Annotated in this window: 21 protein-coding genes; 2 read left to right on the forward strand and 19 right to left on the reverse strand. The window is 65.4% G+C overall.

The annotated features are described in order from the left end of the window. Window positions 1–9 precede the first annotated feature (9 nt). Genes HHL15_RS05345 through HHL15_RS05355 form a run of 3 tightly spaced genes read right to left on the reverse strand, consistent with a single transcriptional unit; the run spans window position 10 to window position 2,367 of the window. Window positions 10–1,353, reverse strand: coding sequence for a diguanylate cyclase domain-containing protein (locus tag HHL15_RS05345; RefSeq protein ID WP_169144800.1), 1,344 nt, complete (start codon window positions 1,351–1,353; stop codon window positions 10–12). After that, window positions 1,353–1,997, reverse strand: coding sequence for a chemotaxis protein CheC (locus HHL15_RS05350; RefSeq protein WP_169144801.1), 645 nt, complete (start codon window positions 1,995–1,997; stop codon window positions 1,353–1,355). Before HHL15_RS05350 ends, HHL15_RS05345 begins: the two co-directional genes overlap by 1 nt. 4 nt (window positions 1,998–2,001) lie before the next feature. Next, on the reverse strand, window positions 2,002–2,367 hold the full coding sequence (locus HHL15_RS05355) for a response regulator (RefSeq protein ID WP_169144802.1): 366 nt from the start codon (window positions 2,365–2,367) through the stop codon (window positions 2,002–2,004). A gap of 229 nt (window positions 2,368–2,596) precedes the next feature. On the opposite strand from HHL15_RS05355, the gene HHL15_RS05360 reads away from it, so the two are divergent. Beyond that, the gene (locus tag HHL15_RS05360) at window positions 2,597–3,850 is read left to right on the forward strand and encodes an MFS transporter (protein ID WP_235943239.1); all 1,254 of its coding nucleotides are present in this window, start codon (window positions 2,597–2,599) and stop codon (window positions 3,848–3,850) included. Between the two features lies 1 nt (window position 3,851). On the opposite strand, the gene HHL15_RS05365 is transcribed toward HHL15_RS05360, so the two are convergent. Together HHL15_RS05365 and HHL15_RS05370 are read right to left on the reverse strand one after the other, a co-directional pair. Beyond that, window positions 3,852–5,147, reverse strand: a complete 1,296-nt coding sequence (locus HHL15_RS05365) for a DUF2325 domain-containing protein (protein WP_169144803.1) — start codon at window positions 5,145–5,147, stop codon at window positions 3,852–3,854. Window positions 5,148–5,487: 340 nt separating this feature from the next. Continuing rightward, window positions 5,488–6,018 carry a MarR family winged helix-turn-helix transcriptional regulator gene (locus tag HHL15_RS05370; RefSeq protein ID WP_169144804.1) on the reverse strand — a complete coding sequence of 177 codons (531 nt, stop codon included), beginning with the start codon at window positions 6,016–6,018 and terminating at the stop codon, window positions 5,488–5,490. Between the two features lie 57 nt (window positions 6,019–6,075). Between HHL15_RS05370 and HHL15_RS05375 the strand changes: the two genes are divergently transcribed. Then, a complete protein-coding gene (locus HHL15_RS05375) occupies window positions 6,076–6,531 on the forward strand; it encodes a carboxymuconolactone decarboxylase family protein (RefSeq protein WP_169144805.1) in 456 nt (151 codons plus the stop codon). A 168-nt stretch (window positions 6,532–6,699) separates the two neighbouring features. On the opposite strand, the gene HHL15_RS05380 is transcribed toward HHL15_RS05375, so the two are convergent. The 14 genes from HHL15_RS05380 to yidC all read right to left on the reverse strand — a co-directional run bounded on the left by HHL15_RS05380 (window position 6,700) and on the right by yidC (window position 25,267). Further along, window positions 6,700–6,924, reverse strand: a complete 225-nt coding sequence (locus HHL15_RS05380; protein WP_206198607.1) for a hypothetical protein — start codon at window positions 6,922–6,924, stop codon at window positions 6,700–6,702. A 149-nt stretch (window positions 6,925–7,073) separates the two neighbouring features. Next, complete coding sequence (locus HHL15_RS05385) at window positions 7,074–9,251, reverse strand: primosomal protein N' (RefSeq protein WP_169144806.1); 2,178 nt, start codon at window positions 9,249–9,251, stop codon at window positions 7,074–7,076. A gap of 428 nt (window positions 9,252–9,679) precedes the next feature. Beyond that, window positions 9,680–10,753: a uroporphyrinogen decarboxylase gene (hemE, locus tag HHL15_RS05390; RefSeq protein ID WP_169144807.1), complete on the reverse strand. Its 1,074-nt coding sequence runs from the start codon at window positions 10,751–10,753 to the stop codon at window positions 9,680–9,682. 94 nt (window positions 10,754–10,847) lie between these two features. Then, entirely contained in the window at window positions 10,848–12,305 is a 1,458-nt protein-coding gene (locus HHL15_RS05395) for a TrkH family potassium uptake protein (RefSeq protein ID WP_169144808.1), read from the reverse strand. After that, on the reverse strand, window positions 12,305–13,732 hold the full coding sequence (gene trkA / locus HHL15_RS05400; protein ID WP_169144809.1) for a Trk system potassium transporter TrkA: 1,428 nt from the start codon (window positions 13,730–13,732) through the stop codon (window positions 12,305–12,307). The genes HHL15_RS05395 and trkA overlap by 1 nt, the downstream gene beginning before the upstream one ends. Window positions 13,733–13,796: 64 nt before the next feature. Continuing rightward, window positions 13,797–15,047 carry a sigma-54-dependent transcriptional regulator gene (locus HHL15_RS05405; protein WP_169144810.1) on the reverse strand — a complete coding sequence of 417 codons (1,251 nt, stop codon included), beginning with the start codon at window positions 15,045–15,047 and terminating at the stop codon, window positions 13,797–13,799. Then, window positions 15,025–17,166 carry a sensor histidine kinase gene (locus tag HHL15_RS05410; RefSeq protein ID WP_169144811.1) on the reverse strand — a complete coding sequence of 714 codons (2,142 nt, stop codon included), beginning with the start codon at window positions 17,164–17,166 and terminating at the stop codon, window positions 15,025–15,027. Before HHL15_RS05410 ends, HHL15_RS05405 begins: the two co-directional genes overlap by 23 nt. Beyond that, the gene (locus HHL15_RS05415; protein WP_235943240.1) at window positions 17,163–17,690 is read right to left on the reverse strand and encodes a DUF4390 domain-containing protein; all 528 of its coding nucleotides are present in this window, start codon (window positions 17,688–17,690) and stop codon (window positions 17,163–17,165) included. Before HHL15_RS05415 ends, HHL15_RS05410 begins: the two co-directional genes overlap by 4 nt. Window positions 17,691–17,742: 52 nt before the next feature. After that, the gene (gene rsmB, locus HHL15_RS05420) at window positions 17,743–19,053 is read right to left on the reverse strand and encodes a 16S rRNA (cytosine(967)-C(5))-methyltransferase RsmB (RefSeq protein WP_169144813.1); all 1,311 of its coding nucleotides are present in this window, start codon (window positions 19,051–19,053) and stop codon (window positions 17,743–17,745) included. Window positions 19,054–19,058: 5 nt separating this feature from the next. Then, window positions 19,059–19,916, reverse strand: a complete 858-nt coding sequence (locus HHL15_RS05425; protein WP_169144814.1) for a spermine/spermidine synthase domain-containing protein — start codon at window positions 19,914–19,916, stop codon at window positions 19,059–19,061. Between the two features lie 92 nt (window positions 19,917–20,008). Then, window positions 20,009–20,770 (reverse strand): methyltransferase domain-containing protein, encoded by a 762-nt coding sequence (locus HHL15_RS05430; protein WP_169144815.1) that lies wholly within the window; start codon window positions 20,768–20,770, stop codon window positions 20,009–20,011. A 104-nt stretch (window positions 20,771–20,874) separates the two neighbouring features. Further along, window positions 20,875–22,086, reverse strand: a complete 1,212-nt coding sequence (alaC, locus tag HHL15_RS05435; RefSeq protein ID WP_169144816.1) for an alanine transaminase — start codon at window positions 22,084–22,086, stop codon at window positions 20,875–20,877. A 213-nt stretch (window positions 22,087–22,299) separates the two neighbouring features. Further along, entirely contained in the window at window positions 22,300–23,646 is a 1,347-nt protein-coding gene (mnmE, locus tag HHL15_RS05440) for a tRNA uridine-5-carboxymethylaminomethyl(34) synthesis GTPase MnmE (RefSeq protein WP_169144817.1), read from the reverse strand. Next, entirely contained in the window at window positions 23,627–25,267 is a 1,641-nt protein-coding gene (yidC, locus tag HHL15_RS05445; RefSeq protein ID WP_169144818.1) for a membrane protein insertase YidC, read from the reverse strand. The genes mnmE and yidC overlap by 20 nt, the downstream gene beginning before the upstream one ends. Between the last annotated feature and the right edge of the window lie 60 nt (window positions 25,268–25,327).

A 25,327-nucleotide genomic window follows, 5' to 3' on the forward strand; every position in this document is an offset into this window, starting at 1 on the left:
GGAGGGTGCTCAGACCGGCTCGGAGCTGGAGCCGGAGTCCGCGCAACGGGTGCGCTTGGCGCAGTACATGGCCTTGTCGGCGTGATTCAGCAGGCTGGCCGGATCGGTGCCGTGGTCCGGGAACACCGCCAACCCGACCGAGCAGGCGACGCGCACATGGCAGTGCCCCAGGTTGATCGGCATGGCCACCGCCTGGTTGATCTTGCCGATGATGGTGTCGATATTGTGCGGATCACCCGCCCCGGCAATCAGGACGGCAAATTCGTCGCCGCCATAGCGGGCCACCAAGTCCTCGCTGCGCAGGACGCGTCGGACCCGCCCGGCCACCGCCTTGAGCACCGTATCGCCAGCGTTGTGGCCATGGTTGTCGTTGATGCCCTTGAAGTCGTCCAGATCGATGAAGAGCAGGGCCAGCCGGTCCGAAACCTCCCGGGCACCACTGATCGCCGCCCGCAGATGGCGTTCGAAGCGGTCGCGGTTGAGCAGGGAGGTCAGGCCGTCATGGTTGGCGCGGAATTCGTTGCGGGTCGCCCGCTCATGCAGGTCGGTCACGTCCAGCATGGTGCCAATGAAGCCGCCGATGCGGCCGCTCTCGTCGCGCAGCGGGCCGGCCTCGGCGCGCATCCACAAGTAGGAGCCATCCGGGCGGGTGAAGCGGAACTCCTCGGAAAAACGGGTGGCGGATTCAACCGCCTGGCACCAGCTCTTGCGCACGCGGGTCTGCTCGCTGAAGGGCAACAGGTTGATCCACGGCGTGCCGGCCACGGCCACCAGCTCCTGGCCGAGCAACTGCTCGCAGCGCTCGTTGAGAAAGGTGCAGCAGGCCTGAGCGTCGGCCTCGAAAAGGCCCGCCGGGGCCTGCCGGGCCAGCTCGCGAAAGCGCATTTCGCTGCGCTGCAGCTCCGTCTGGGCACGGGTCAGGCGGTGAAGATCGGCGCGCAGCTGTCGCGCCTGCTGCTTGAGCAGGGCCTCCCGGCGCACCGTCTCGGTCACGTCACGCACCTGCACCAGGCACTGGTTGGTTCCGCCCAGAGGCAGCGAAGTCACATCAATGGATTGCTTCATCCGCTCGGCCCGCCCACCGCCGGGGGGAAACAGTGGCAGAGGCATCGGATGGAGCGCGTGGGACAGGCGGGCCGACCAGCCGAAATCGAGCGCCTCACGGATCACCAGTGCCACCCGCGGATCGACGTGGGGGCCGAAGGCCTCGGACAGGGTCAGACCGAGGGCCTGCTCCGACGACAGGCCGGCACGCTCCTCGATCCAGCGGTTCCAGACCAGGATGCGTCCATCCTGGCCGACCAGGATCAGCCCGATATCGACGCAGTCAGGGAGCAGCTGGCAGCAGTCCATCAGGGAGACAGGCCGTCGTCCTGCTCCGGCAAGCGGAACAGGCGGCCCACCTGGGCCATGAAATTCTCGATGGAGGGTACGTCCATGATGAACAGGACATAGCCGGAAAGGTTGTGGGCCGCCATCGTCATGCCGATGCGGGCCACCAGGATCACATCGCTGTCCGATTTGTCGTCAAGCAGGGTCCGCGCCGTGCGGGACTGCACGCGGGGCAGGGAGCCGCGCATCTCGGTGCCGAACAGGTTGGCCAGGCTGCTCATGCAGCTGTTGATGATGATGTTGCCAATCTCCGCCAGGGCGTCCTGCTCCAGCTCGGTGATCTGCTGCACCGGCGTGTCGTCGCCGAGCATGCGCCGCACGATCTCCAGGCTGCCATGCTCCGGAAAGAGGAGCAGGGCGTCGGTCTGGAAGCCGCTGGCCGCATCGAACTTCTGGTTGATGCGGCACAGGCGGTCCCCCGCGGCGCTCGGCTGGACGCTTTCCAGGCGCTGGGTCAGCTCGTCGCGGGAGAGGATCTCGATGGTGGGCACCGACAGTTCGATCTCCTCCCGGACGATCACCGAGAAGGTGGCCGCCGCCTCGCCCAGGGAGAGATTGAAGGCCTCGGTCAGAGCGTCCATCTCGAGTTCGGAGAAGCGCCTCATGGCCCTAGCCCAGCAAGGCCAGAATGTCACCGATCACCGCCTCGCTGATCGGCTTGCGGAAGAAATGCACGCCCTGGGCGGCGGCCCGGCGCTGGATCGCATCCTGGGAATTGGCCGTCAGCAGGGCCAGCTTCATCATCGGATGGCCAAGGTGCAGCTTTTCGGCCAGCTCCAGCCCGGACATACCGGGCATGTTCATGTCGAGGATGGCAAGACCGGCCTGTTCGCCGGCCATCAGCGCCAGTGCCGCGTCACCGTCCCCGGCCTCCAGGATCCGCAGATCGGGGTTCAGACTGCGCAGAACGGTAGCGCAGAGCATGCGGGAGGCACGGCTGTCATCAACGAGGAGAATCGTGGCGGGGACTGACATTGCGGCTTTCCTTTGGTGTCGTGGCCCTGTTACGACGCTGCAGAGTGCAAACTTTAGTTAAATTATGCACAGCGCGTGGGTGTGCAAGACCACTTGCCGCGGCCCGCCCGATTGGCCTCGGAAAGGCCGGCACGGGTCCCGCGCCCGCTCCGGGATTCCACCCATCGGGAGTTTCCCTGATCTTCCGACACGCCGGCGTCGCGGCCCGGTAAGCTCCGGACTCGCCCTGATGCTCCGTCGCCCCATGCCCGCCCCCTCCGCCCCTGGTAAGGCCTATCTCGTCAGCCGTATCTTCCTGCCCTTCGCTTTGGGCTACTACTTGTCCTACCTGCTGCGCACGGTCAACGCGGTGATCTCGCCCGATCTGACCCGCGAGCTGGGCCTGAGCGCGGCCGACCTGGGGCTGCTGACCAGCACCTATTTCTTCGCCTTCGGGCTGGCCCAGATTCCCGTGGGCATCGCCCTTGACCGTTACGGGCCGCGCCGGGTTGAAGCTGCGCTGCTGCTGGTCACCGCCTTCGGCGGCGTGCTCTTTGCCAGCGGCGACAGCCTGCCGACGCTGGCCAGCGCCCGCGGGCTGATCGGCTTCGGCGTGGCCGCCTGCCTGATGGGTGGCCTGAAGGGCTTCACCCAGTGGTTTCCCCGGGAGAAGCTGGCCTCCATGACCGGCTACATCATGGCCAGCGGTGCCCTCGGCGCCGTCACCGCCTCGGCGCCGCTGGAGGCGGCCCTGCCTTTCCTGGGCTGGCGGGGCGCCTTCTGGATGGTGGCGGCCCTGGCCACAGCGGTGGCCGCCTTGATCTTCTTCGCCATGCCGGAAAAGGACGAAGCCCACTCCTCGGGCGACCTCCAGCATGCCCTGAGGGGGGTACGCGAGGTGCTGATGGCAGGGCGGTTCTGGAACTTCGCTGGGCAATCCGCCTTCTTCACGGGCGGCTTCATGGCCTTGCAGGGGCTATGGGCGGTCCCCTGGCTGATGCAGGTCAATGGCTATTCCCGCGCCCTGGCGGCAGACCACCTGTTCTGGCTCAACATCGGCATGCTGACCGGCCAGCTCTCCATCGGGGCCTGGGCCTTCAGGCTCGAGGCCAGGGGCTTTCCGCCCCTGCGCCTGATGCAGATCGGGCTGTTCCTGACCATGGTCGTGGAGGCGCTCATCATCGCCCAGCAAGGTCCGACCCTGCTGCTGTGGTGCATGCTGGGCGTAGTGTCGGCCACGGGGGCTCAGATGTATGGCGTGGTGGCCGGCCTGTTTCCCCTGCACCTGAGCGGCCGGGTAACCACCAGCATCAACCTGATGGCCTTTGTCGGCGCCTTTGTGGTGCAGTGGGGCCTCGGCGGCCTGCTCGACACACTCCGCGCGGGCGGCATGGCCGCGGCGGACTCGCTGCGGGTCGCCTTCCTGATCCTCCTGGCAGCCCAGCTGGCCAGCTTCGTGCCGCTGGCCAGGGCAGGGCGCTTCAAGCCACACGGAATGCAGTAGCTCAGGCCTCGCCGGGGCCGGCCAGGCTGAACTCACCCCGGCTCAAGCGTTCCATCGCCGCCGCGAAGCCCGACACGCCGCCACCCCGGTAGAACAGGCAGGGCTTGCCAACCCGCTTGCACTGGGATTTCACGTGGTAATAGGCGTTGTGGCTGATCCTGTCGGTCGGGCACACCACCGCATCCGCACCGCGGATCAGGTCCGGCAGGCGCGACAGGGATTCCTCCAGCCCGCCATCGTGATGGATCAGGGTGATCCCCAGGCGCTCCGCCAGCTGCCGGTACTGAGCCAGCAGCGAAGCCCGCCCACCCACGTAGAGCACGCAGCGCGCAGACAGGGCATCGGGGCAGCCGGCACACGCGTCACCACCGGGCTCGGCGCAGGGCACCGGCTGGGCCAGCTCCAGCACCCGCAGCAGGGCGTCGCGTTCGGCGATCACCTCGTCCCTCTCGGCGATCGCACGACGCGCCTCCTCGCGCGCATCCTTCATGCACCGTTCCGCCTCCTGGAGCAGACGCGCGTTGTCCAGCAGGCGCTCGTGGGACCCCTGCAGGGCGAGCAGGCGCTGTCCCATCTCGACCATGACCTCACCGGACTCGAAGCGCGCCAGCCTCTTGCGCAGCAGCGCGGCCTCGCTGCACACGGCATCCTTGTCGGCGAGGCCGGCCTCCGCCGCGCTGAGCTGTCTGCGCAGCGCGGCCAGCTCACGGCGCAGACCCTCCTTCAGCTCGGCATTCTCCTTTTCCAGGAAGGCCAGACGCCGCGTATCGGCCGCCTGACCCGCCCCCACCTGGTGAGACAGCATGTGGAGGTCGGCATACACCTGCTGGCAGGTTTCCGCCGAGGCGGACCGGTGCGTGCAGATCGCCCACAGGGGGCCTGCCACCTCGCCCCGGGCACAACATGCCCGCCATTCCCGGCGAATCTCCAGGTCGGTCTTGAGCTTGGCGAAGCGGGTCACCGAGAGCCGGTATTTCTTCTCAAGGTGGCGTTGCACCGCCTCGGACAAGGGATTGCGATTGCGCGCCAGCCCCACCACCTCGACGTGGAGCGTGAAGTCGTCGACACCGGGCTGGCTGATCTGGAAGCGCCGGGCAAAGCCGTGCAGCTCACTCATCGACAGGCAGGTGCCGATGACCGGGCAGTGCAACTTGTCCTCCAGATCCCACAACCTGGCCCGGCGCGCAGGACCCGGCTCACCGGAGGCCGGCAGGTCGAGCGTCACCAGCGCACTGGCGTACTCGGCACGGATCAGGTTTTGCAGCGAATCCCCCTTCGCTTCAGGCGCGAGGCACATGGTGCAGCTCCCCGGCGGACGGTTCAAGACGGGAGCAGGCCCTCTCGCAGAGGTCGCGCAATTCTCGGTCGACGGCCGGGCATTCAGCCAGGCGGTTCAACAGATCCGCGGCACGGTGCGCCGAATGTGGACAACCCGTTTCCCCGTAGCTCAAGAGCTGGCTGAGGGCGCCCGCCCACAAACTGGCGGGAACAGGCAAGGGCAGGGAAGCAGGCAGGTTTTCCATCAGCAGCATCCATTCAGATGAGAATGGTTCGCAATATAAGCCGACAAGCACAACTTGTAAACGAGAATTATTCTCGTATATGTAAGAGGTCTTTTCCCTGGTCGGATCGGGAGATCACGCCATGTCCGCACCAGGCTTCCCTTCCCCCGATACGGTTGCCTCCTCCCGCGCAATCTTCACCAACCAACGCCGGATCACCTGCTCCTCGTCGGACGGCAGGCCTTCCAGCAGGCCCTTTTCGATGGTCCGGACGCGTTCCTTGCAGCGCTCCAGCAGGGCCCGGCCCGCCGCACTGACCTCGATCACCCGGACCCGTCCATGGGTGGGGTGCGGATGCCGCACGATCGCCTCACTGCGCTCCAGGTTGGCCACGATCAGGCTGACGGTCTGCGGAGTGAGCAGGGACAGACGGGCAAGATCGGCCCCCGACAGGCCGGGGTAGGCCACCAGCATGGTCAGCACCGAGAACTGGGGCGGCGTCACGCCCAGGTCTGCAAGGGCTCTTTCCATGCGCAGACGATAGGCCGCTGCGGCCTGGCGCAACAGGTAACCGACGTGGCCCTCCACACCGCGCTTGCCTTCACCCGGCCCAGGAATCAGCGGGGAGACAGGGGCGGGCGTGATGGAGACCGATGACTTGCGCATGATATCAGGGCTCGAATACTATATCAGGGCTCTTATATTAATCCCGGAGGACGGACCATGACAGCTTTTGAATTCAGCGATTTCCAGCAGACCGCGGGCAAGGTCGTCGATGCCCTGCTGGCGATGGGCAAGGCCGTGGATGCCTCCGGCCTGGAAAAGCCCCTGACCGAACTGGTGAAACTGCGGGTATCGCAGATCAACGCCTGCACCTTCTGCCTGCAATATCACCTCAACCTCGCCCGCCAGGCCGGCATTCCCGCGGCCAAGCTCGATCTGCTGGCGGCCTGGCGCGACGCACCGATATTCGATCAGCGGGAAAGGGCGGCCCTGGGCTGGGCCGAAGCACTCACCGGAATGGCCGGCCAGCCCATCCAGGAGAGCACACGTCAGCACGCAGCTGCCGCGTTTTCTCCCACCGAGCTGGCTTTCCTGACCGCCGCGATCGCCAGCATCAACGCCTGGAATCGGATCGGCGGCGGGCTCGGCTTCGCGCCGCCCCCCGCGGCAGGCTGAGCTGAAGGGCATGCATCTGCCCAGGTGCGCGGCGGAGGCGCGCTCTGACGTTCGGCTGCATGCGGCAGGGCAGTTCCGAGCGCATTCACGCCTCGCTAAGGAGCGCCCACAATGCAAAAGGGGCGTGTTCCGGAATTCCGGAACACGCCCCGTTCGGACTGGCGGTGCTTACTTGGCGGCAGGCGCTGCAGCGGCCGGCGTGGCAGGAGTCTCGGGCGTGGCAGGGGTGGCGGCGGCCTTCTTGTGCACCACTTTCTTGTGCGCCTTCGGTGCTTCGGCCTTGGCCGGTGCGGCGGCCTCGGCCTTCACGGCGGGAGCGGCGGCAGGGGCCTCGGCAAAGGAAGCAGTAGCGAAACCGGTAGCAACGGCCAGAGCGATGATCTTGTTCAGCATGGTGGTTCTCCTTGAGAGGCGGGTTATTCGTTCCGGGTCGGCGTCATTGTCGGCCCTTGCAGCGAATAACGTGATGCCCTCTGCCGGGTTGTCAGCGCAAATGTAAGCCCGCGTTAACATGTAACAGCGGTGCGGCGCCCTCCACCTGCTCAAACCTCGGCCGGATCCACATCCAGGTGCCAGCGCAGGTCGCGGGGAGGCCGGATGCTCCACAGCAAACGGCTCCACGCCCCCAGGAAACCCTGCAGGGCCGGCCGGCCGGGGGCTTCGACCAGCAGCTGGGCCCGCTCCCGACGGGCCAGGCGGAGCATGCGCATCGGCACCGCATCAAAGACCTGCACACCGAAAGCCTGGGCAAGGGGCAGGGCGGCCGCCCGCGCCTCGGCCAGCCAGGCCAGGGCGCCGGCAACTTCCGGTGCGGTAGCGCACAGCAGGGCGTTGGCCGCAAAGGGCGGGAAGCGGGCCTGCTTGCGCTCCTCGAGCTGCAAGGCGGCGTAACGCACGAAGTCATGGGCCTCGAGGCACTTGTAGAGCGGGTGGTCGGGGTACTGGGTCTGCACCATGACCTCGCCGGGCAACTCGCCCCGGCCTGCCCGCCCCCCAACCTGCATCAACTGCTGGAAGAGCCTCTCCGGCGCCCGGAAGTCGGCTGCGAACAGGGATGAATCCGCGTTGAGCACCCCCACGAAGGTGAGCCGCGGAAAATCATGCCCCTTCGCCATCATCTGGGTACCGACCAGGATGTCGGCCTCGCCGCGCCCTATCTGGTCGAGCAGGGCCTCCCACTGCGCCCGGGTGCGCGCCGCGTCACGGTCGATCCGCAGCACGCGGGCCTGCGGGAAGCGGGCGGCCAGAGTCTCCTCCAGGCGCTGGGTGCCACGGCCAAAGGGCTGGATGTCCTGATCGCCACAGTCGGGGCAGGCCAGGGGAATCGTCGCCTCGTGGCTGCAGTGATGACAGCGCAGACGCCTGTCGGTCAGGTGGAGCACCATGTTGGCCGTGCAGTGGGGGCAGCGGCTGACCCAGCCGCAGGAGGGGCAGGACAGCACCGGCGCGTAACCACGGCGGTTGAGGAAGACCAGGCTCTGTTCCCCCCTTTCAAGGCAGCGGCCGATGGCCCGCAACAGGTGCTCCGACACGCCGTGCTGCAGCTTCTCCCGACGGATATCCACCGGCCGGACCCGGGGCAGGGTGGCGGCCACCGCCCGGCTGGCCAGCTCCACCCGGCGGTAGCGCCCGGTCTCGGCGGCATGCCAGCTTTCCAGCGACGGGGTGGCCGAACCCAGCACGATGGGCACCGCGCACTGGCGGGCGCGCCAGATGGCCAGGTCACGGGCGTTGTAGCGGACGCCTTCGTGCTGCTTGTAGCTGGCGTCGTGCTCCTCGTCGACCACGATCAGGCCGAGGCGGGGCAGGGGCGTGAACACCGACAGGCGGGTGCCAAGCACGATGTCCGCACGCCCCTCCATGGCCTGCACGAAGCCCTGGGAGCGCGCCCCTTCGGCCAGGCCGGAGTGCAGGCTGACCACCCGGGCCGATGGAAAGCGGCCCGCCACACGCCCCTCCAGCTGCGGCGTCAGGGCGATCTCGGGAACCAGGATCAAGGCCTGCCGGCCCTGGGCAATCGCCTGCTGGACCAGGCGCAGATAGACCTCCGTCTTGCCGCTGCCGGTCACACCGGCCAGCAGGAAGGGCCGGAAGCAGCCAAAGCCCTCCGACAACACCTCCAGAGCGGCCTGCTGCTCGGCCGTCAGTTCCGGGGCGCCGTCCATCAGCGCGGCATCCGCAGCGGCACCGGGGGCGACCCAGCCTCGCTTCAGGGCATCGGCAACCGCCGGCGCCCCTTCCTCCTCGCGCAACAGGGAACGCCGCCGCGGCCCCTGCTCGGCGAGACGTCGCAGGATGGCCAGCGCACGGCTGTCACGGCGGGCCTCGTGCAGAGCCTCACGCCCCTCCGGCGTGGCCTCGAGCAGGGGGTCGGCCTCAGTGCCGGCCACGGCATCGGCCTTGCGCAGTCGGGGTGGCAGGGCCATTGCCACCACCTCGCCCAGGGGGTGCTGGTAATAGCGGGCAGTGAACTCGACCATGGCCAGCCAGTCGGCCGGCAGGGCAGGGGCCTCGCGCTGGATGGCGATCACCGGCTTGAGACGCTCCACGGGCAGATCGGCGTCTTCCGGCAATGCAACGATCAAGCCGGTCTTCTCGCCCCGCCCGAAGGGTACCCGGACGCACCGACCCAGATCCCCAGGCGTGATGTTTTCCGCAGTGTAATCAAACACTTGAGGAATCGGCACCGGCAAGGCGACGCGAACGACGAGGGCACTCATGGGCGGCAGCAATTCTTCAGTTTTTAAAAATTATAAATATCAGTAACTTACATTGTTTTTATGAAGCTCTGCCTGTGAAACAAAGCTGAAGCCTTTGGGTGAAAATGGGTATTTATCTTGTCCACAAAACCTGTGGATAACTTTGTGGAAGAACTCATTGAAAGGACGCTAAACCCGCTTTCCATAAGCGTTTTTCCTACTCTGCCCAAAACAGAAGCACAAAATAATTCATTTAAATACAAAGGCTTATACAATCATGGCATATTTGGCGAGGAGCACTGTAATAAAACGGACAAAAACCTTGGTGCTGTGCACAAGTCAAGCCCCGAAAGCCAAATTTAGTGCTTGACGGGGGAGCTTTCAGCAGCCCGGCGGAAACAAAAGGGCCGGCCACCAGGCCGGCCCAGCAGATACACCGGAACTACGCTTCAGCGACTGCCGGCGCGCAGGCTGCGGCTGTATTCATGCACCGTATTGACCAGCACGCTGACGTTCTCGGGCGGGGTGAACTGGGAAATCCCATGGCCGAGGTTGAACACATGGCCGGGATTCGGGCCGAACGCATCCAGCACCTTGCGCGTCTCGGCAGCCACCGCTTCCGGGCTACCGAACAGGACGGCCGGATCGAGATTGCCCTGCAGCGCCACCTTGTCGCCCACCAGGCGGCGGGCCGCACCGATGTCCACGGTCCAGTCGAGGCCCACCGCGTCGGCACCGCTGTCGGCGATGTCGGCCAGCCACAGGCCGCCACCCTTGGTGAAGACGATGCAGGGGATCTTCTCGCCATCCTTCTCGCGGGTCAGGCCGGCAATGATCTGGCGGATGTAGGAGAGCGAGAATTCACGGTAGGCCTCGTGGGCCAGCACGCCACCCCAGGAGTCGAAGATCATCACGGCCTGGGCGCCGGCCTCGATCTGCGCATTGAGGTAGGCCGTGACGGCCTTCGCGGTGATATCCAGGATGTGGTGCATCAGGTCCGGACGGCTGTACAGCAGGGCCTTTACCTTGCGGTAGTCGTCAGAGCCGCCACCTTCGACCATGTAGCAGGCCAGGGTCCAGGGGCTGCCAGAAAAGCCGATCAGCGGCACCGAGTTGTCGAGCGCACGGCGGATCTCGGCGACCGCATCCATCACGTAACCGAGTTCCTGGTTGGGATCAGGCACGGCCAGATTGCGGATCTCCCACTCTTCCTTGAGTGGACGCTCGAACTTGGGGCCTTCGCCTTCGGCGAAGTACAGGCCCAGGCCCATGGCATCGGGGACGGTGAGGATGTCGGAGAACAGGATGGCCGCATCCAGGTTGTAGCGGGCCAGCGGCTGCAGGGTGACTTCGCAGGCCAGGCCGGGGTTCTTGCACAGATCGAGGAAGCTGCCGGCACGCTTGCGGGTCTCGCGGTACTCGGGCAGGTAGCGGCCAGCCTGGCGCATCAGCCAGAGCGGGGTGTAGTCGGTGGGCTGGCGCAGCAGGGCGCGCAGGAAGGTGTCGTTCTTCGGACGGCTCACTTGAAATCCTCGGCAGCAGTACCGCGCGTTGCGGCAAAGGCGGGATTATCCGCCATTTGCCGGCAGGGCGTGGATACGTCAGATCAAGGAAGCGCTATTTGCGCCAGAACTGGGGCGTGAAGACCACCGCGAGAGACAATACCTCCAGGCGGCCGAGCAGCATCGTGAAGCTGCACACCCAGGTCTGGAAGTCAGTGAGCACCGCATAATTGGTCGCCGGCCCGACCTGGTTGAGACCGGGCCCCGCATTGTTGATGCTGGCCACCACAGCGCCCAGCGAGGTCATGAAATCGAGCCCCGACAAGATCATCACGAAGGTGAGCATGACCACGCTGATGAAGTACAGGAAGATGAAACCCAGGACCGCGATGACGACGCCGTTAGGGATCGGGCTTCCGCCGATCTTGACCGGATTGACCACCGCGGGGTGAATCAGCCGGGTGAGCTCGCGGTTGGCCTGCTTGGCCAGGATCAGGGTCCGGATCATCTTGATGCCGCCCCCCGTTGAACCGGAACTTGCGGTGATGCAGGACAGGAAGAGCATCCACAGGGGTGCGAAGACCGGCCATTTGTCGAAGTCCTGGCTGGCGAAGCCACAGTCTGTAGCCATGGAAACCAGGTTGAAGCTGACGTGGCGCAGGGCCGTGGGGTAATCCTCGTAGGTCCCTTCCAGCCACACATATAGGGCCACGCCAAAGCACGATGCGACGATGAGGCCGACGGTTCCGCGGGCTTCGACGTCTTGCCAATAGACCCGTATGTCGCGCCCCCGCAATGCCACGAAATGGGTCGCAAAGTTGAGGGCGGCAATCACCATGAAGACGATCAGGATGAACTCGACCCCGGGGTTGTCGAAGGCCCCGACGCTCGCATCACGGGTCGAGAAGCCGCCCAGGCCCATCGCAGCAAAAGCATGGCAGATCGCGTCGAGCCACGACAGGCCTGCCCAGTTGAGCAACAGGATGCACACTGCCGTAATGCCGAAGTACACCAGCCACAGCGCCTTGGCCGTGTCGGCGATACGCGCGGTGAGCTTGGAGTCCTTCATGGGCCCCGGCGTCTCGGCCTTGTAGAGCTGCATGCCGCCCACGCCCAGCAGCGGAAGCACGGCCACCGCCAGCACGATGATACCCATACCCCCAAGCCAGTTGAGCTCGTGGCGCCACAGGTTGATGGCCGGCGGTGCGTGATCCAGGTTGGTCATCACCGTGGAGCCGGTGGTGGTGAGGCCCGACATGGTCTCGAAGAAGGCATCCGTGAAGCTCATGGTGTCGTACACCAGGAGCAGGGGAATGGTGGCGATGGCGGCCATCAGGGCCCACACGGTGGACACCAGCAGGAAGCCATCCCGCGGCTTGAGCTCCCGGTAGTGGGAACGGGTCACGCCGTAAAGGATCAGGCCGCTCCCGAGGGAGATGACCATCGCCGCCACAAAGTCGGCCGTTGTACCGTCGTCGTAGATCAAGGACGCCAAGATCGGCATCAGATAGGCAAAGCTGAAGATCGACAGCAGCCGGCCCAGCACGTTGGCAACAGGGAGGAGGGCGTCCATCAGAAGAATCCCCAGCCAACCTGGAACAGCTTCTCCACCTGTGCCACCAGCCTCTTGCTGGTGCAGAAGACGATCACGTGGTCCTCGGCCCGGATCACGGTATCGTGATGGGCCATGATGACCTCGTGGATGGGCACCTCGTAGGGCACCAGTTCCTTGTACTCCGTACGCGTCTGGCCCGTCTTGCGGACGATCGCGGCAATGGTGGCACCTTCGGGAAGGTCGAGCTCCTCGACCTTGCGACCAATCACCTTGCAGTGCTTGGCATCCCCATGGGCCACCAGCTCGAGGGTCTCCGCGGCGCCCCGGCGCAGGCTGTGCACCGCAGCCACGTCGCCCCGCCGGACCCGTGCCAGGAGCTGGCCGATGGAGGTCTGGGCCGGCGAGATGGCGATGTCGATGCGCCCCCCTTGAACCAGGTCCACATAGGAGCGCCGGTTGATCAGGGCGAGGGTGCGCCGGGCCCCCATCTGCTTGGCCAGCGAGGCCGACATGATGTTGTCTTCCTCGTCGTTGGTGAGGGCGAGGAACATGTCGGTCTCCTCGATGCTCTCGGCGTCCAGCAAGGCTTCGTCGGTACCGTCGCCGCGCAGCACCAGGGCACGCTCGAGTTGGGCGGCCAGGGTCTCGGCGCGCCGCCGGTCGCGCTCGATGAGCTTGACACTGACGCTGCGCTCGATGGCCTTGGCCAGACGAAAGCCGATGTTGCCGCCACCGGCGATGATGACCCGACGGATCGGCTTGTCCATGCGTCGCAACTCGGTCATCACCTTGCGGATATGCGAGGTGGCCGCCACGATGAAGACCTCGTCGCCGCTCTCGATCACCGTGTCACCGCTGGGCACCAGCGGCTGGTCGCTGCGGAAGATGGCCGCCACCCGGGCGTCGATATTGGGCAGGCGCTGGGGGATGGTCTTGAGGGACTTGCCGACCAGCATGCCGCCATCGAAAGCCCTCACCGCGATCATGGTCACCATGCCTTCGGCAAACTCGAGCACCTGCAAGGCCTCGGGAAATTCGATGAGCTTGCGGATGTAGTCGGTGATGATCTGCTCGGGGCAGATGGAGTGATCCACCGCAAAATTTGCGTCATCCAGCAGCTCGGGATGATCTGCGTAGTCGGCAGAGCGCAGGCGCGCTATGCGGGTGGGAATGTTGAACAGCGTCTTGGCCACCCGGCAGGCGCACAGGTTGGTCTGATCGGACTGGGTCACGGCGATCAGCAGATCGGCATCGTCCGCGCCGGCGGCCTCGAGGATGGAGGGTGAGGCGCCATTGCCGCTGACGACCCGCAGGTCCAGGCGCTCCTGCAGGGAAGTGAGATGTTCGACGTTGTTGTCCACGACGGTGATGTCGTTGGCCTCGGACACCAGGCTCTCGGCCACGGACGTGCCTACCTGACCCGCCCCCAGGATGATGATCTTCATGCTGTCTCCTGCCGGTGAGCGATCGGGCGCTCACCCTCTTGTGGTGGTGATGCAGGGGGACGACTCAGGCGCTCCCCTCTTCATTGCGGCGGCCTACGCTGATCCCCAGTTGCTTGAGCTTGCGATAGAGATGGGTGCGCTCGAGGCCGGTCTTTTCGGCGAGCCGGGTCATGTTGCCGCCATCGATCTGCAGGTGATGCTCGAAGTACAGGCGCTCGAAGATCTCCCGCGCCTCCCGTAGCGGCAGATCGAGCGGCAACCCGAGCGCCGCGGTCGGGGTCTTGACCAGCAGGTGGGCGACCTCGTCCATGCCGATCTCTTCCTCCAGGGTCCCCAGGGCGAGGGACTTGATGGCAGCCTTCAGCTCACCATAGCCGCCACCCCACGGCTGGTTGCGCAGGGCATTGAGGGCCGCGGAGGAGAGCCGGCGGGGCGGCACTTCACCCGCCTCGACGTAGTGCAGCAGGATCTGGCTGGCGATCTCGGGGATCTCGTCGCGGATCTCGGCCAGGGCGGGAGGGGCCAGGGAGACTTCGAACAGACGGGCCAGGACGCGCTCTTCCCAGCCATGCTCGACCAGCTCTTCTGGGCGATGCTCGGTGGCCACCACAAGGGTCTGGGCATGCCGCTCCAGGCGGTCCATGGCGAACACCAGATTCTTCTGCTGGGGGCGCGACAGATAGATCAGCTCTGGCACATACAGCACGCCGTTACGGGCGCCTTCAAGCACATTGAGCTCGATCGGCAGGGTCGTCAGGGAGAGGTCCAGCCACGGGGTACCCACCCGCTGCAGGCTGCGCCCACAAAGCTCCGCAAGGCTGCCGGGGCCCACCCGCAGCAGGATGATGCGGGACTTGTCGGCCATCTGCTCGAGACGCTTGCGCAGATCCCGCAGCGGAACAGAGCGGGAGAAGGCCGCCAGGCCCAGGGGGCTGGGTGCATGAGCCGGTTTGATGCGGGCCAGGCCGCGCTTGACCGCCGCCAGCAGCTTCTGCAGGGCGATGGGCTTCTCGAGAAACTCCATGGCGCCAATGCGGGTGGCCTCCACCGCCGTATCGATGGTGCCGTGGCCGGACATCATCACCACCGGCATGGTGAGCTGGCCGTTGGCGGACCACTCCTTGAGCAGGCTGACGCCGTCGGTATCAGGCATCCAGATGTCGAGCAGCACCAAGTCGGGCCGCGCGGCATTGCGGGCGGCCCGGGCAGCAGCAGCGTTCTCGGCGAGGATGATGTCGTGCCCCTCGTCCCGCAGGATTTCGGAGAGGAGTTCACGGATGCCGACTTCGTCGTCAACGATGAGGATCTTGGCCATGGCTGATGGACTCGGATTGAGGAGCGACACGTAGGCGGATGCGGATTTCCGCCCCACCTGCTTCGCGGTTGGCAAGACGGATCTCACCCTCGTGTTCGTCGATGATCTTCTTGACGATGGCCAGCCCCAGGCCGGTGCCGCGGGCCTTGGTCGTCACATAGGGCTCGAAGGCGCGGGACAGGATCTCGGGCGGAAAGCCCGGCCCGTTGTCGCGCAGGACCAAGTCTACCCGGCGGGCGTCCGCTCGGGTCAACAGGTGGATCTCTGCCTCCTCCACTTCGGCCAGCGCATCTTCCGAATTTTGCAAAAGGTTGTGGATGACCTGGCGGACCTGGGTAGCATCGCCCAGCACACGGGGCAGATCGCCACCCAGCTCGGCCTGGATCCGGACCCGGGAGCCCTCGTAAAGCACCAGGACCTCCCGCACCAGGGAGTTCAGATCCAGGGCCGCCATCACCGGGCTGGGCAACCGTGCGTAGTCGCGGAAGGCATTGACGAGGTTCTTCATGGCCTCCACCTGGTTGACGATGGTGGTGGTCGAACGCTCCAGCATCTCGCGGCCTTCCTGATCGAGGCGGTCGGCCAGCTTGAACTGCAATCTCTCCGCCGACAGCTGGATCGGGGTCAGCGGGTTCTTGATCTCGTGAGCCAGGCGCCGGGCCACTTCGGCCCACGCTGCGGTTCGCTGGGCGGCGATGAGATGGGTGATGTCGTCGAAGACCACCACCCAGCCGCCACCCGTATCGTCGGGCAGGCGGGTGCCGTGCAGCAGCAGGGTCTGGGTACTGCCGTCCGGATTGGAGAATTCGATCTGCCGGTTCCAGTCGGCATCGCTGCCCAGGAAGCCTTCCCGCAGCGCCTCACGAAAGTCCTGGTGGGCGTTCCAGTCTTCCAAACGCACCCGCTCGTAGCCGCTCAGGGGGTCGTTCAGGATGGTCATTGCACCATGGTTGGCCGCCCGCAGGTGGCCATCCGGCGAGAAGGCCAGCACCCCGGCAGAGAGATTGGCCAGCACCCCTTCCAGGTAGGCCCGGTTGCGCTCGACCGCAGCCCGGTTCTTCTCGGCCTGGGCCCGGGCATCCTCGAGCTGGCGGGTCATCTGGTTGAAGGACTGGGTCAGCACGCCCAACTCGTCCCGAGCGGGCAGGGCCTGGCGCGGGCTGAAGTCACCGGCGGCCACCGCCTGGGTGCCCTCCGCCAGGATGAAGAGCGGCGCAGCGAGCCTGCGGGTAAGCACGAATGCCACCGCCACCGCCGCAAACAGGGCCAGCAGCAGCGTGAGGGTGAGGGTGAGGGTGTAGATGCGCTTGAGCCCGTTGCGTGCCAGGGACAGCTCCTGGTAGTCCCGATGCACCGTCTCGACGCTCTCGGCGTGCATGGCGAAGGCCCGGGGTACGCTCTGGGTCAGCTGCAGGAGCAGGGGCTCCGCCAGGTTGCGCGACGGGATGGGGACGATCACCCGCAGGACCAACCCCTCCTGGGCATGCCCCTCGACCGCCCGGAAGCCCTTGCTCTGGCGGGCCTGGCGCAGTTGGGTGGCGTTGGGGCGCTCGGGCATCAGGCGATCGAGCTCGGCATCCGCCGTGACGATGATGCGGCCACTGGGTGAGAACACCGTTGCGGTCTCGACGTTGGCACGCTCCCGCAGGTGATTGAGCAGGGTGGGGCGGACCTGGGGCGCCAGCTCCAGCTCCAGAACGATGCGATCGGCCTTGTCGGCGAGCTGGTCGAGAAGCATCTCCAGCGAGCTGCGGCCGAGCTGCAGGCCGCTCTCCAGGGCTGCGTCGACCCGCACATTGAACCAGGACTCGATGCTCTTCACCGCGAACTGCAGGGACACGGCATAGACGAGCACACCGGGCACCACGGCCATCGCTGCGAAGATCGCCATCAGGCGGAGCTTCAGGCGGGAGCCGAAACGCCGGGCCCGATACTCCCGCCACAGGCTCCGCAACTGCACGAAAACCAGGCTGGCGAGCCCCAGGGCGATGGCCCCGTTGAGGGCCAGTAGCAGGGTGTAGTTGCGGGCGAAAAGAGGCGTGTTTGCACTCGCTGTCGCCAGCAGGAAGAGCAGGATGCCCGAGATGGCGGCGGCAACGACAAGGGCGGTGGGTCTCATTTGCTGTCCCGTCCGGCAACGTAGGTCCAGCGGTACCAGTCGGACCCGAGGTTCCAGTCCTTGCGTCCGAAGGCGCTGACCTGGAGCGGCTTGGGTAATTCGCCCACGTCGAGGCGGAAGCGCAGGGCAGCGTTGTAGGTCCGCCCCGTCTTCAGCGCAGCACGATCGGCAACGCCCCAGCTACGGATGCGCAGCATGGTCCGCAGTGCCTCCTCGGCGCTGGAGAAGTTCTGGTGAAGGGCTCCGGTGGTGAGCCGGTACTGGCGGGTCAGGGACTGGTAGGACAGGCGATAGGTCAGCGTCTTGCTGACCACCTCCTCGTCGAGCCAGTACCAGCGGGGGGCGCTGAGCTCGAACTCGGTCACGAAATACAGGGACACACCGCGTGCCACCACGTCGGAGAGCAAGGGAGTCAGCTCGGCGACGATGTCGGCATTGACGACATACTGGTCGTCCACCGGGAGCAGGGTCGCCGAACGGATCTCGGCTTCGGCGGCCAACCCGCGTGCGGGAGCCCCGGCCATGCAGGCCCCCAGCACCAAAAGGGCAGATACCCGGCCCAGGAAACGGCGGCGCTCAGGCAGCTTTCTCGAGCAGGGCGTAGAAGAATCCGTCATGTTCAGCGCAAGGCAGGTACTGGCAGTCGGGTTGTCCCCCGATGGGCAGTTGGCGACAGTCGGCATGACGGCCCGCAAATCCGGCAATCTGCTCCTGGTTTTCCTCGGCAAATACCGAGCATGTGGCATACAGCATTCTGCCACCCGGCGCGAGGACCTGCCACAGCGCCTCAAGGATCTCGGCCTGCTGGGCGGCAAAGCGGGCGATGTCGTCGGAGCGGCGCAGCCATTTGATGTCCGGATTGCGACGCACCACCCCCGAAGCGGAGCAGGGCACATCAGCCAGAATCCGGTCGAACGGCCGACCGTCCCACCAGCGCCCGGAATCGCGGCAATCGGCCGTCCGCACCTCCGCCTCGAGGCCCAGGCGGGTCAGGTTGTCCGTCACCCGAGCAGCCCGCTGCGGGTCGCTGTCCAGGGCCAGCAGGGACACATCTGCGCGCTCCAGGATGTGGGCGGCCTTGCCCCCCGGCGCGGCACAGGCATCCAGCACCCGCTGCCCGTCAGCCAGATCCAGCAGGCGTGCAGCGTGCTGGGCACCCGCGTCCTGAACGCTCAACAGCCCCTCGGCGAAGCCCGGAATCCGTGTAACCGGGACGGGGCGCTCCAGCAGCAAGGCGCCATTGGCGAGCTCCCGCACAGGCAGGTCGGCGGCTGCAAAGGCCTCGAGCGTGGCACGCAGCCCAGTGCGCCTCCGGTTGAGGCGGAGCGCCATCGGCGGATGGGTATTGCCTGCCGCCAAAATCGATCGCCAGGATTCGGGATACTGGCTGCGCAGGCGACGGATCCACCAGGGCGGATGGCGAAACTCGGCCACCATGTCGGCATCGGCGGCACGCTCCAGATCTGCCGACTGCCTCAGGGCATTGCGCAGGACCCCATTCACCACCCCCTTGAACTTGCCGGCGAGCACGGTCGCCGCGGCTTCCACTGCCTGGTCGACCACCGTATGCGCGGTGTCGGCGCGCACCCCGAGCCGGTGGAGCGCCACCCTCAGCAGGGACTGCAGCGGCTCCGGCAGGGGCTTCTGCAGCAACTTGGCGAGGATGAAATCCTGGCGGCCGTAGTCCCGCAGGCAGCCGTAAGTCAGGTCGAGGATGGCGCCTCGCGTCCCAGCAGGAGTATCGGGGCGGCTCTTCCATAGGATGGCAAGCGCTTCGGTCAGGGTTTTTCCGGCAGTCACATCGGCGATGAGACGTGCCGACGTAAGCAGGGCATAGGCAAGGCTGTCTTCGGGGAGGCGAGGCACGGGAGCAGATTGACGGGACATGAATCTCAGGCGAGCAGGTCGTGGATGTAAGTGGGCAGGGCTCGGCTGGCCGCATGGACGGCCGGGTTGTAATAGCGCAGATCGCGGATGTCGCGCTCCACCATGCGGGCCATCAGGCAGGCTTCGGCGGGGTCATCCCCGGCGCCGATAGATGCAACGAGCCAGGGTCCGCCATAAAGGGGAGCATGGAGCAGGGCCAGCCGGAGCTCGGAAAACAGGCTTGCAAGCCGGCCATGCAGCATTCGAACCTTGCTGGCCTGAAAGGCCGGAGAGCCGAGCTGGACCTGGATTATCCCATGGGGCGCCAGGCTTTCCGCGCAGAGTTTCAGGAAATCGGGGCCATGCAAATGCGCGCAGGCCGGATCATCCGGCTCGGTCAGATCAAAGAGGATCAGGTCAAAGCGCTCGCCCGCCTGGTAGGCAGCACGCAAGCTTCGCGCAGCATCGCCGATCCGCAGATCGACGCGGGGGTCTTCGAAGGCGCCATGGGGGAGGGCGGGGATGAACCTGCGCACGGCGCTCACCACGGCCGGATCGAGCTCGGCCACCACGACCTGCCGTATCCCCGGATGCTTGAGCAATTCCCGGGCGCTGGCACCGTCACCCCCGCCGAGTACCAGCGCCCGGACGGGCGCAGGGTGGGCCAGGGCCACCATATGCACCAGGCTTTCGTGGACCACGTACTCTTCCCTGTCGCAGGCCATGGCGGCGCCATCCAGGGTATACAGCTGCCCGAACGCGGGCGTACCCACAGTGGAGATGCGCTGGTAGGCACTTGGCAGCCGCCTGACCAGCCCCCGGGTTTTGGCGATCAATCCGACGCCATCACCCAGAGGGAGGCGGAGATCGGAACGATGTTTCACGTGAAACACTCCCGCATGAACGCCACAGCAAGACTCCCGCAAAGCGCCTCTCGCCCCGGACATGTTTCACGTGGAACACATCCGGGAGCGACTCAACGCTGGGCGACGATGAACACCCGACGAAAAGGAAACAGGGTTACACCGTCAGCCCCCATCGGATAGGCCACCTCCAGGCGTTCGCCCAACTCAAGCAGGAAGGCATCGCGCACCGGCTCATCCAAGGGCGACAGATAAGGCACCAGGGTGGTCCCCCGCAGCCATTCCAGCACCGGGGATGGCCCGCGCAGCGTCTGCCAATAAGTGGTCTCCCACAAGCCCAGACGGGTACACAGGGGCGCAAGGATGCGGTGGTAATCAGCCATCGCCAGAATTCCCCCCATGCGCCCGGAACCCAGGCGACCGGCCCACTCCGGCGACTCTGCCATCTCGCGGATCAAGCGATGGGATGGCGCTTCGAAATTGCCCGGCATCTGCACCGCCAGCACTCCGCCGGGAAACAGGGCATTGACCAGCCTCGGCAGCAAGGCTTCGTGCTCACCCACCCAATGCAGGGCAGCGTTGGAGAACAACAGGTCGAGCGCCTCCTCGGCTTCCCAATGCTCCACACCGGCCTGCTCGAACTGTGCATTCGGCAACGCAGATCGAGCGCGCTCGAGCATCTCCGGCGAGCTGTCCAGGCCGGTGATATCGGCATCCGGCCAACGCTCTGCCAGCAGACGCGTCACGTTTCCCGCGCCACATCCCAGATCGACGATGTGCCGGGGATGACTCAGTGGAATTCGCGCCAGCAGATCCACTGCCGGACGCAGACGATCATCGGCATACCGCAGATAACGATCTGGCTCCCAAGTCATGATGTCCTCCGTTTCAGTGAACGGATTGTCGCCGAAGGCTGCCGGAAAAGGGCAAAGAAAAACCCGGCCGAAGCCGGGCTGGAGATCACCATTGCGCCGAAAGATCAGATCGCCGGCGCAACCCCGTCCGCCTTGAACATCGCCTTGATGCCGCGGATGGCCTGACGGATGCGGGCCTCATTCTCGATCAATGCAAAGCGCACGTGATCGTCGCCATGATCCCCGAAGCCTATGCCTGGCGAGACACAAACCTTGGCCTTGTCCAGCATCAGGCGGGCAAACTCGATGGAGCCCAGCGCCTTGTACTGATCGGGGATCCTGGCCCAGATGTACATCGACGCCTTGGGACACTCGACCATCCAGCCCGCCTCATGCAAACCTTTGACGAGCACATCGCGACGGCTCTGGTACTTGGCGGCAATCTCCTTCACGCACTGCTGGTCTCCCTCCAGCGCCGCGATCGCAGCAACCTGCAGGGGCGTGAAGGTGCCGTAGTCGTGATAGCTCTTGATGCGCGCCAGGGCTGCCACCAGCTCCGGATTGCCAACCATGAAGCCGATGCGCCAGCCTGCCATGTTGTAACTCTTGCTGAGGGTGAAGAACTCCACCGCAATATCCTTCGCGCCGGGCACCTGCATGATGGAAGGCGCTTTCCAGCCATCGAAGACGATATCGGCATAGGCCAGATCATGCACAACAAAAATATCGTGCTTCCGGGCCAGGGCGATCACCCGCTCGAAGAAATCGAGCTCGACGCACTGCGCAGTCGGATTGGACGGAAAGCCCAGGATCATCATCTTGGGCTTGGGATAGCTGCCGCGGATCGCCCGCTCCAGCTCGGCAAAAAAATCCACACCCGGCACCAGAGGTACCGAGCGGATGTCGGCACCGGCAATCACCGCACCATAGATATGGATCGGATAACTGGGATCGGGCACCAGCACCGTATCACCGCGATCCAGCGTGGCCAGCATCAGATGGGCGAGGCCTTCCTTGGAGCCGATGGTGACGATCGCCTCCTTGTCCGGATCGACATCGACGTCGTAACGTGCCTTGTACCAATGGGAGATCGCCCGACGCAGCCGGGGAATCCCCTTCGACGCCGAATACCCGTGGGTATCGGGGCGTCGTGCCACTTCGGTGAGCTTGGCGACGATGTGCTCCGGCGTGGCCCCATCGGGGTTGCCCATGCTCATGTCGATGATATCTTCCCCGCGGCGGCGGGCAGCCAGCTTCAGCTCGGCCGTGATGTTGAAGACGTAGGGGGGAAGACGATCGATGCGCGCAAAGCGGCGCTTGCCTGCAGACGAGGACATGGTGTTTCTTTCACGTAAGCGCCCGGAACCGTCCGAGCGACGCGGCCACACCAGAGTGTGCAGCCCGGACTGATTCTATCCGAAGCCGGCTAGCTGCCAAGACCCATTTTCGGCCGACGTGACGCCACGCCCCAATCCGGCAAAGCCCGAAAAATGAAAAACCCGCTGCAACGCGGGTTTTCTGGTTGTTCCCGAGACTCTCTGGAAGTCTCGCTATTTTCCGATGCAGAAGCGCGAGAAGATGACGCCCAGCAGATCATCCGGGGTGAACTCCCCGGTAATCTCGTTCACCGCCTCCTGTGCCAGGCGCAGTTCTTCGGCCATCAACTCGAGTGCATGCCGGGCCTCGAGGGCTGCCTCGACACGCGCCAGCGCCTCACGCAGGGCGATCAGGTGGCGCTCGCGGGCGAGGATCACATCCTCCCCATGGCGATGCCAGCCCGCCACCCGCAGCAGTTCCGCGCGGAGCTGCTCGACACCCATGCCGGCCTTGGCCGACAGGTAAAGGCGCACACCTTCTTCGCCGTCCTCCCGCCCAGGCTCACGGGCCACCAGGTCCACCTTGTTGAACACGGTGATCCGCTCCACCCCCGCCGGCAGACGGGCATCGATGGCCGCATCGGCTTCGGTCAGGCCGGCGCGCACATCCACGAGGCGCACCACCACGTCGGCCCGTGCGATCTCGGCCCAGGTGCGGGCGATGCCGATCTTCTCGACCTCGTCGGTCGTTTCCCGCAAACCGGCCGTGTCGGTAATGTGCAGCGGAATGCCTTCGATCTGGATGGTCTCGCGCAGGGCATCACGAGTAGTCCCGGCAATGTCGGTGACGATGGCCCGTTCTTCTCCGGCCAAGCGGTTGAGCAGGCTGGATTTGCCAACGTTCGGCTGCCCGACCAGCACCACATGGAGGCCATTGCGCAGGAGGCTGCCCTGGCGGGCCCGATCGAGAATGGCGCGCAACTCGGACGCCACCACCTCGATCCGCTCGAAGGCCTTCGCCTCAATCAGGAAGTCCACGTCCTCGTCCGGAAAATCCAGGGTCGCCTCGACCAGCATGCGCAGATCGATCAGGCGCTCGCACAGACCCTGGACTTCCTTCGAGAAGCTGCCCGCAAGAGAGCGCACCGCAGAGCGGGCCGCAGCAGCCGTGGAAGCCTCGATGAGATCGGCGACGCTTTCAGCCTGGGCCAGATCAAGCTTGCCGTTGAGAAAGGCACGACGGGTGAACTCGCCGGGCTCGGCCAGGCGGGCACCGAGTTCCAGGCAGCGAGCCAGCAGCATCTGCATGACCACCGGGCCGCCGTGGCCCTGCAACTCGATGATGTCTTCGCCGGTGAAGGAATGAGGCGCCGGGAACCAGAGGAGCAGGCCCTCGTCGATGAGTGCGCCAGCAGCGTCGCGGAAGCGGGCAAACTGGGCCAGACGGGCCTGCGGCTCGCGGCCGGAGAATACCGCCGCGAGCGAGGAGAGATTCGGTCCGGAGATCCGGACCACGCCGATGCCACCACGCCCCGGCGCAGTGGCAATCGCCGCTATGACGTCACTCGGCGGGCTTGCCACCGGCCGCGATCATCCGGTTGATCTGCCATTGCTGAGCGATCGACAGGGTGTTATTGACCACCCAGTAGAGCACCAGGCCAGCCGGGAACCACAGGAACATGAAGGTGAAGAGGATGGGCATCATCATCATCACCTTGGCCTGGATGGGATCGGGCGGAGCCGGGTTCAGCTTGGTCTGAATGAAGCTGGTGGCACCCATGATCAGAGGCAGGATGTAATACGGATCCTTGATGGACAAATCCTGGATCCAGCCCAGCCAGGGCGCACCGCGCATCTCGACCACGCCCAGCAGCACCCAGTACAGGGCTATGAACACCGGGATCTGGATCAGGATGGGCAGACAACCACCAAGCGGATTGACCTTTTCGCGCTTGTAGAGGTCCATCATCGCCTGCTGCATTTTCATGCGGTCATCGCCGTACTGCTCCTTGAGGCGCTGCAGGCGGGGGGCCAGGGTTTTCATCTTGGCCATGGACTTGTAGCTGGCCGCCGACAAGGGGAAGAACAGCGCCTTCAGGGCGATGGTCACCAGGATGATGGCCCAGCCCCAGTTGCCGGTCAGCTTGTGGAACCACTCCAGCACCCAGAACAGGGGCGCCGCGATGATGGTCAGCCAGCCGTAGTCCACCACCAGGTCGAAGCCCTTGGCGAAAGTCTCGAGACGGCTCTGTTCCTGCGGACCGGCATACAGCGGCACCGACAGCTTGCCGCTCTGACCCGGGGCGATCGCCGCCACCGGCACGATCACGCCTGCGGAGTACAGATCGGAGCTAACCTGGTTCGCGAAGTACTCCCTCTCACCCGCAGCAGGCGCCCAGCCCGCCACGAAGTAATGCTGAACCATCGCAGACCAGCCATCAGCCGCCTTGGCGACGAACTTGGCCTTCTTGGCGGCCACATCCTCGAAGGACACCTTCTGGTACTTGTCCGCCTCGGTATAGAAGGCGGGGCCGGTGAAGGTCTGCACGCCGAAGCCGCCAGGCTGCTCGGCCGGCTTGCCGTCACGGGTGAACTGGAAGTAGGCATGCGGCGCCAGCGGAGCAGCGCTGCCGTTGGTGATCTCGTAGCTCACCTCGGCCTGGTAGCTGTTGCGATGGAAGGTGATCAGCTTGCTCACCTTCACGCCATCGGCGGTCGGCGGCGCATCCATGCGCAGCGTGACTGCGTCCTGGCCATCCTTCAGCTCTACACTCTGGGTTGCCAGAGAGAACAGCGTCTTGTGATTGGGCAGACCGCTGCCGATCAGGCCGGTCTGGGCCGCATAGTTGTGCTTCTCACCATTGTCGAAGAGCACATAGTTGCGGCTGGTGTCCTCGGTGGCCTTATGGTGAGTCAGTTCGAGCCGGACGATGTCGCCGCCCTGGGCCGACACTTCCGCGACCAGCACATCGGTGCGGATAATCGCCTTGGGGGCTTTCACTGCTGCAGCGGCCTCGGCTGACGCAGCCTGCGGAGCCGCACCTGGAGCAGCCGAGCCCGCGGTCGGGGTCGGTACACCTGCATTGGGTCCGGCCTGGGACGCAACCTGCGCGGGCGGCTGTTTTTGCTTCTGCCAGCCGTCCCACAGCATGACCAGCGAGAACGAAAAGACGAGAAGGAGGATGAGGCGACGGTTGTCCATCGGAGTCAGTGTCAGGAAGGGTTGAAGCGGAAGGGTTGAACTGCGTGCTCGTGCCCGGAC

Source organism: Zoogloea dura (genome assembly GCF_012927165.1).
Classification (GTDB): Bacteria; Pseudomonadota; Gammaproteobacteria; order Burkholderiales; family Rhodocyclaceae; genus Zoogloea; species Zoogloea dura.

Bases quoted from the DNA above. Each gene is read 5' to 3' on its own strand.
- rsmB (WP_169144813.1), bottom strand. From the start codon at position 19,053: ATGTCCCGTCAATCTGCTCCCGTGCCTCGCCTCCCCGAAGACAGCCTT.
- HHL15_RS05355 (WP_169144802.1), bottom strand. From the start codon at position 2,367: ATGTCAGTCCCCGCCACGATTCTCCTCGTTGATGACAGCCGTGCCTCC.
- HHL15_RS05350 (WP_169144801.1), bottom strand. From the start codon at position 1,997: ATGAGGCGCTTCTCCGAACTCGAGATGGACGCTCTGACCGAGGCCTTC.
- HHL15_RS05410 (WP_169144811.1), bottom strand. From the start codon at position 17,166: ATGAGACCCACCGCCCTTGTCGTTGCCGCCGCCATCTCGGGCATCCTG.
- HHL15_RS05385 (WP_169144806.1), bottom strand. From the start codon at position 9,251: ATGAGTGCCCTCGTCGTTCGCGTCGCCTTGCCGGTGCCGATTCCTCAA.
- HHL15_RS05380 (WP_206198607.1), bottom strand. From the start codon at position 6,924: ATGCTGAACAAGATCATCGCTCTGGCCGTTGCTACCGGTTTCGCTACT.
- HHL15_RS05365 (WP_169144803.1), bottom strand. From the start codon at position 5,147: ATGTGCCTCGCGCCTGAAGCGAAGGGGGATTCGCTGCAAAACCTGATC.
- HHL15_RS05395 (WP_169144808.1), bottom strand. From the start codon at position 12,305: ATGGACGCCCTCCTCCCTGTTGCCAACGTGCTGGGCCGGCTGCTGTCG.
- yidC (WP_169144818.1), bottom strand. From the start codon at position 25,267: ATGGACAACCGTCGCCTCATCCTCCTTCTCGTCTTTTCGTTCTCGCTG.
- alaC (WP_169144816.1), bottom strand. From the start codon at position 22,086: ATGTCCTCGTCTGCAGGCAAGCGCCGCTTTGCGCGCATCGATCGTCTT.
- HHL15_RS05375 (WP_169144805.1), top strand. From the start codon at position 6,076: ATGACAGCTTTTGAATTCAGCGATTTCCAGCAGACCGCGGGCAAGGTC.
- HHL15_RS05370 (WP_169144804.1), bottom strand. From the start codon at position 6,018: ATGCGCAAGTCATCGGTCTCCATCACGCCCGCCCCTGTCTCCCCGCTG.
- HHL15_RS05405 (WP_169144810.1), bottom strand. From the start codon at position 15,047: ATGGCCAAGATCCTCATCGTTGACGACGAAGTCGGCATCCGTGAACTC.
- HHL15_RS05345 (WP_169144800.1), bottom strand. From the start codon at position 1,353: ATGGACTGCTGCCAGCTGCTCCCTGACTGCGTCGATATCGGGCTGATC.
- HHL15_RS05415 (WP_235943240.1), bottom strand. From the start codon at position 17,690: ATGGCCGGGGCTCCCGCACGCGGGTTGGCCGCCGAAGCCGAGATCCGT.
- HHL15_RS05360 (WP_235943239.1), top strand. From the start codon at position 2,597: ATGCTCCGTCGCCCCATGCCCGCCCCCTCCGCCCCTGGTAAGGCCTAT.
- HHL15_RS05430 (WP_169144815.1), bottom strand. From the start codon at position 20,770: ATGACTTGGGAGCCAGATCGTTATCTGCGGTATGCCGATGATCGTCTG.
- trkA (WP_169144809.1), bottom strand. From the start codon at position 13,732: ATGAAGATCATCATCCTGGGGGCGGGTCAGGTAGGCACGTCCGTGGCC.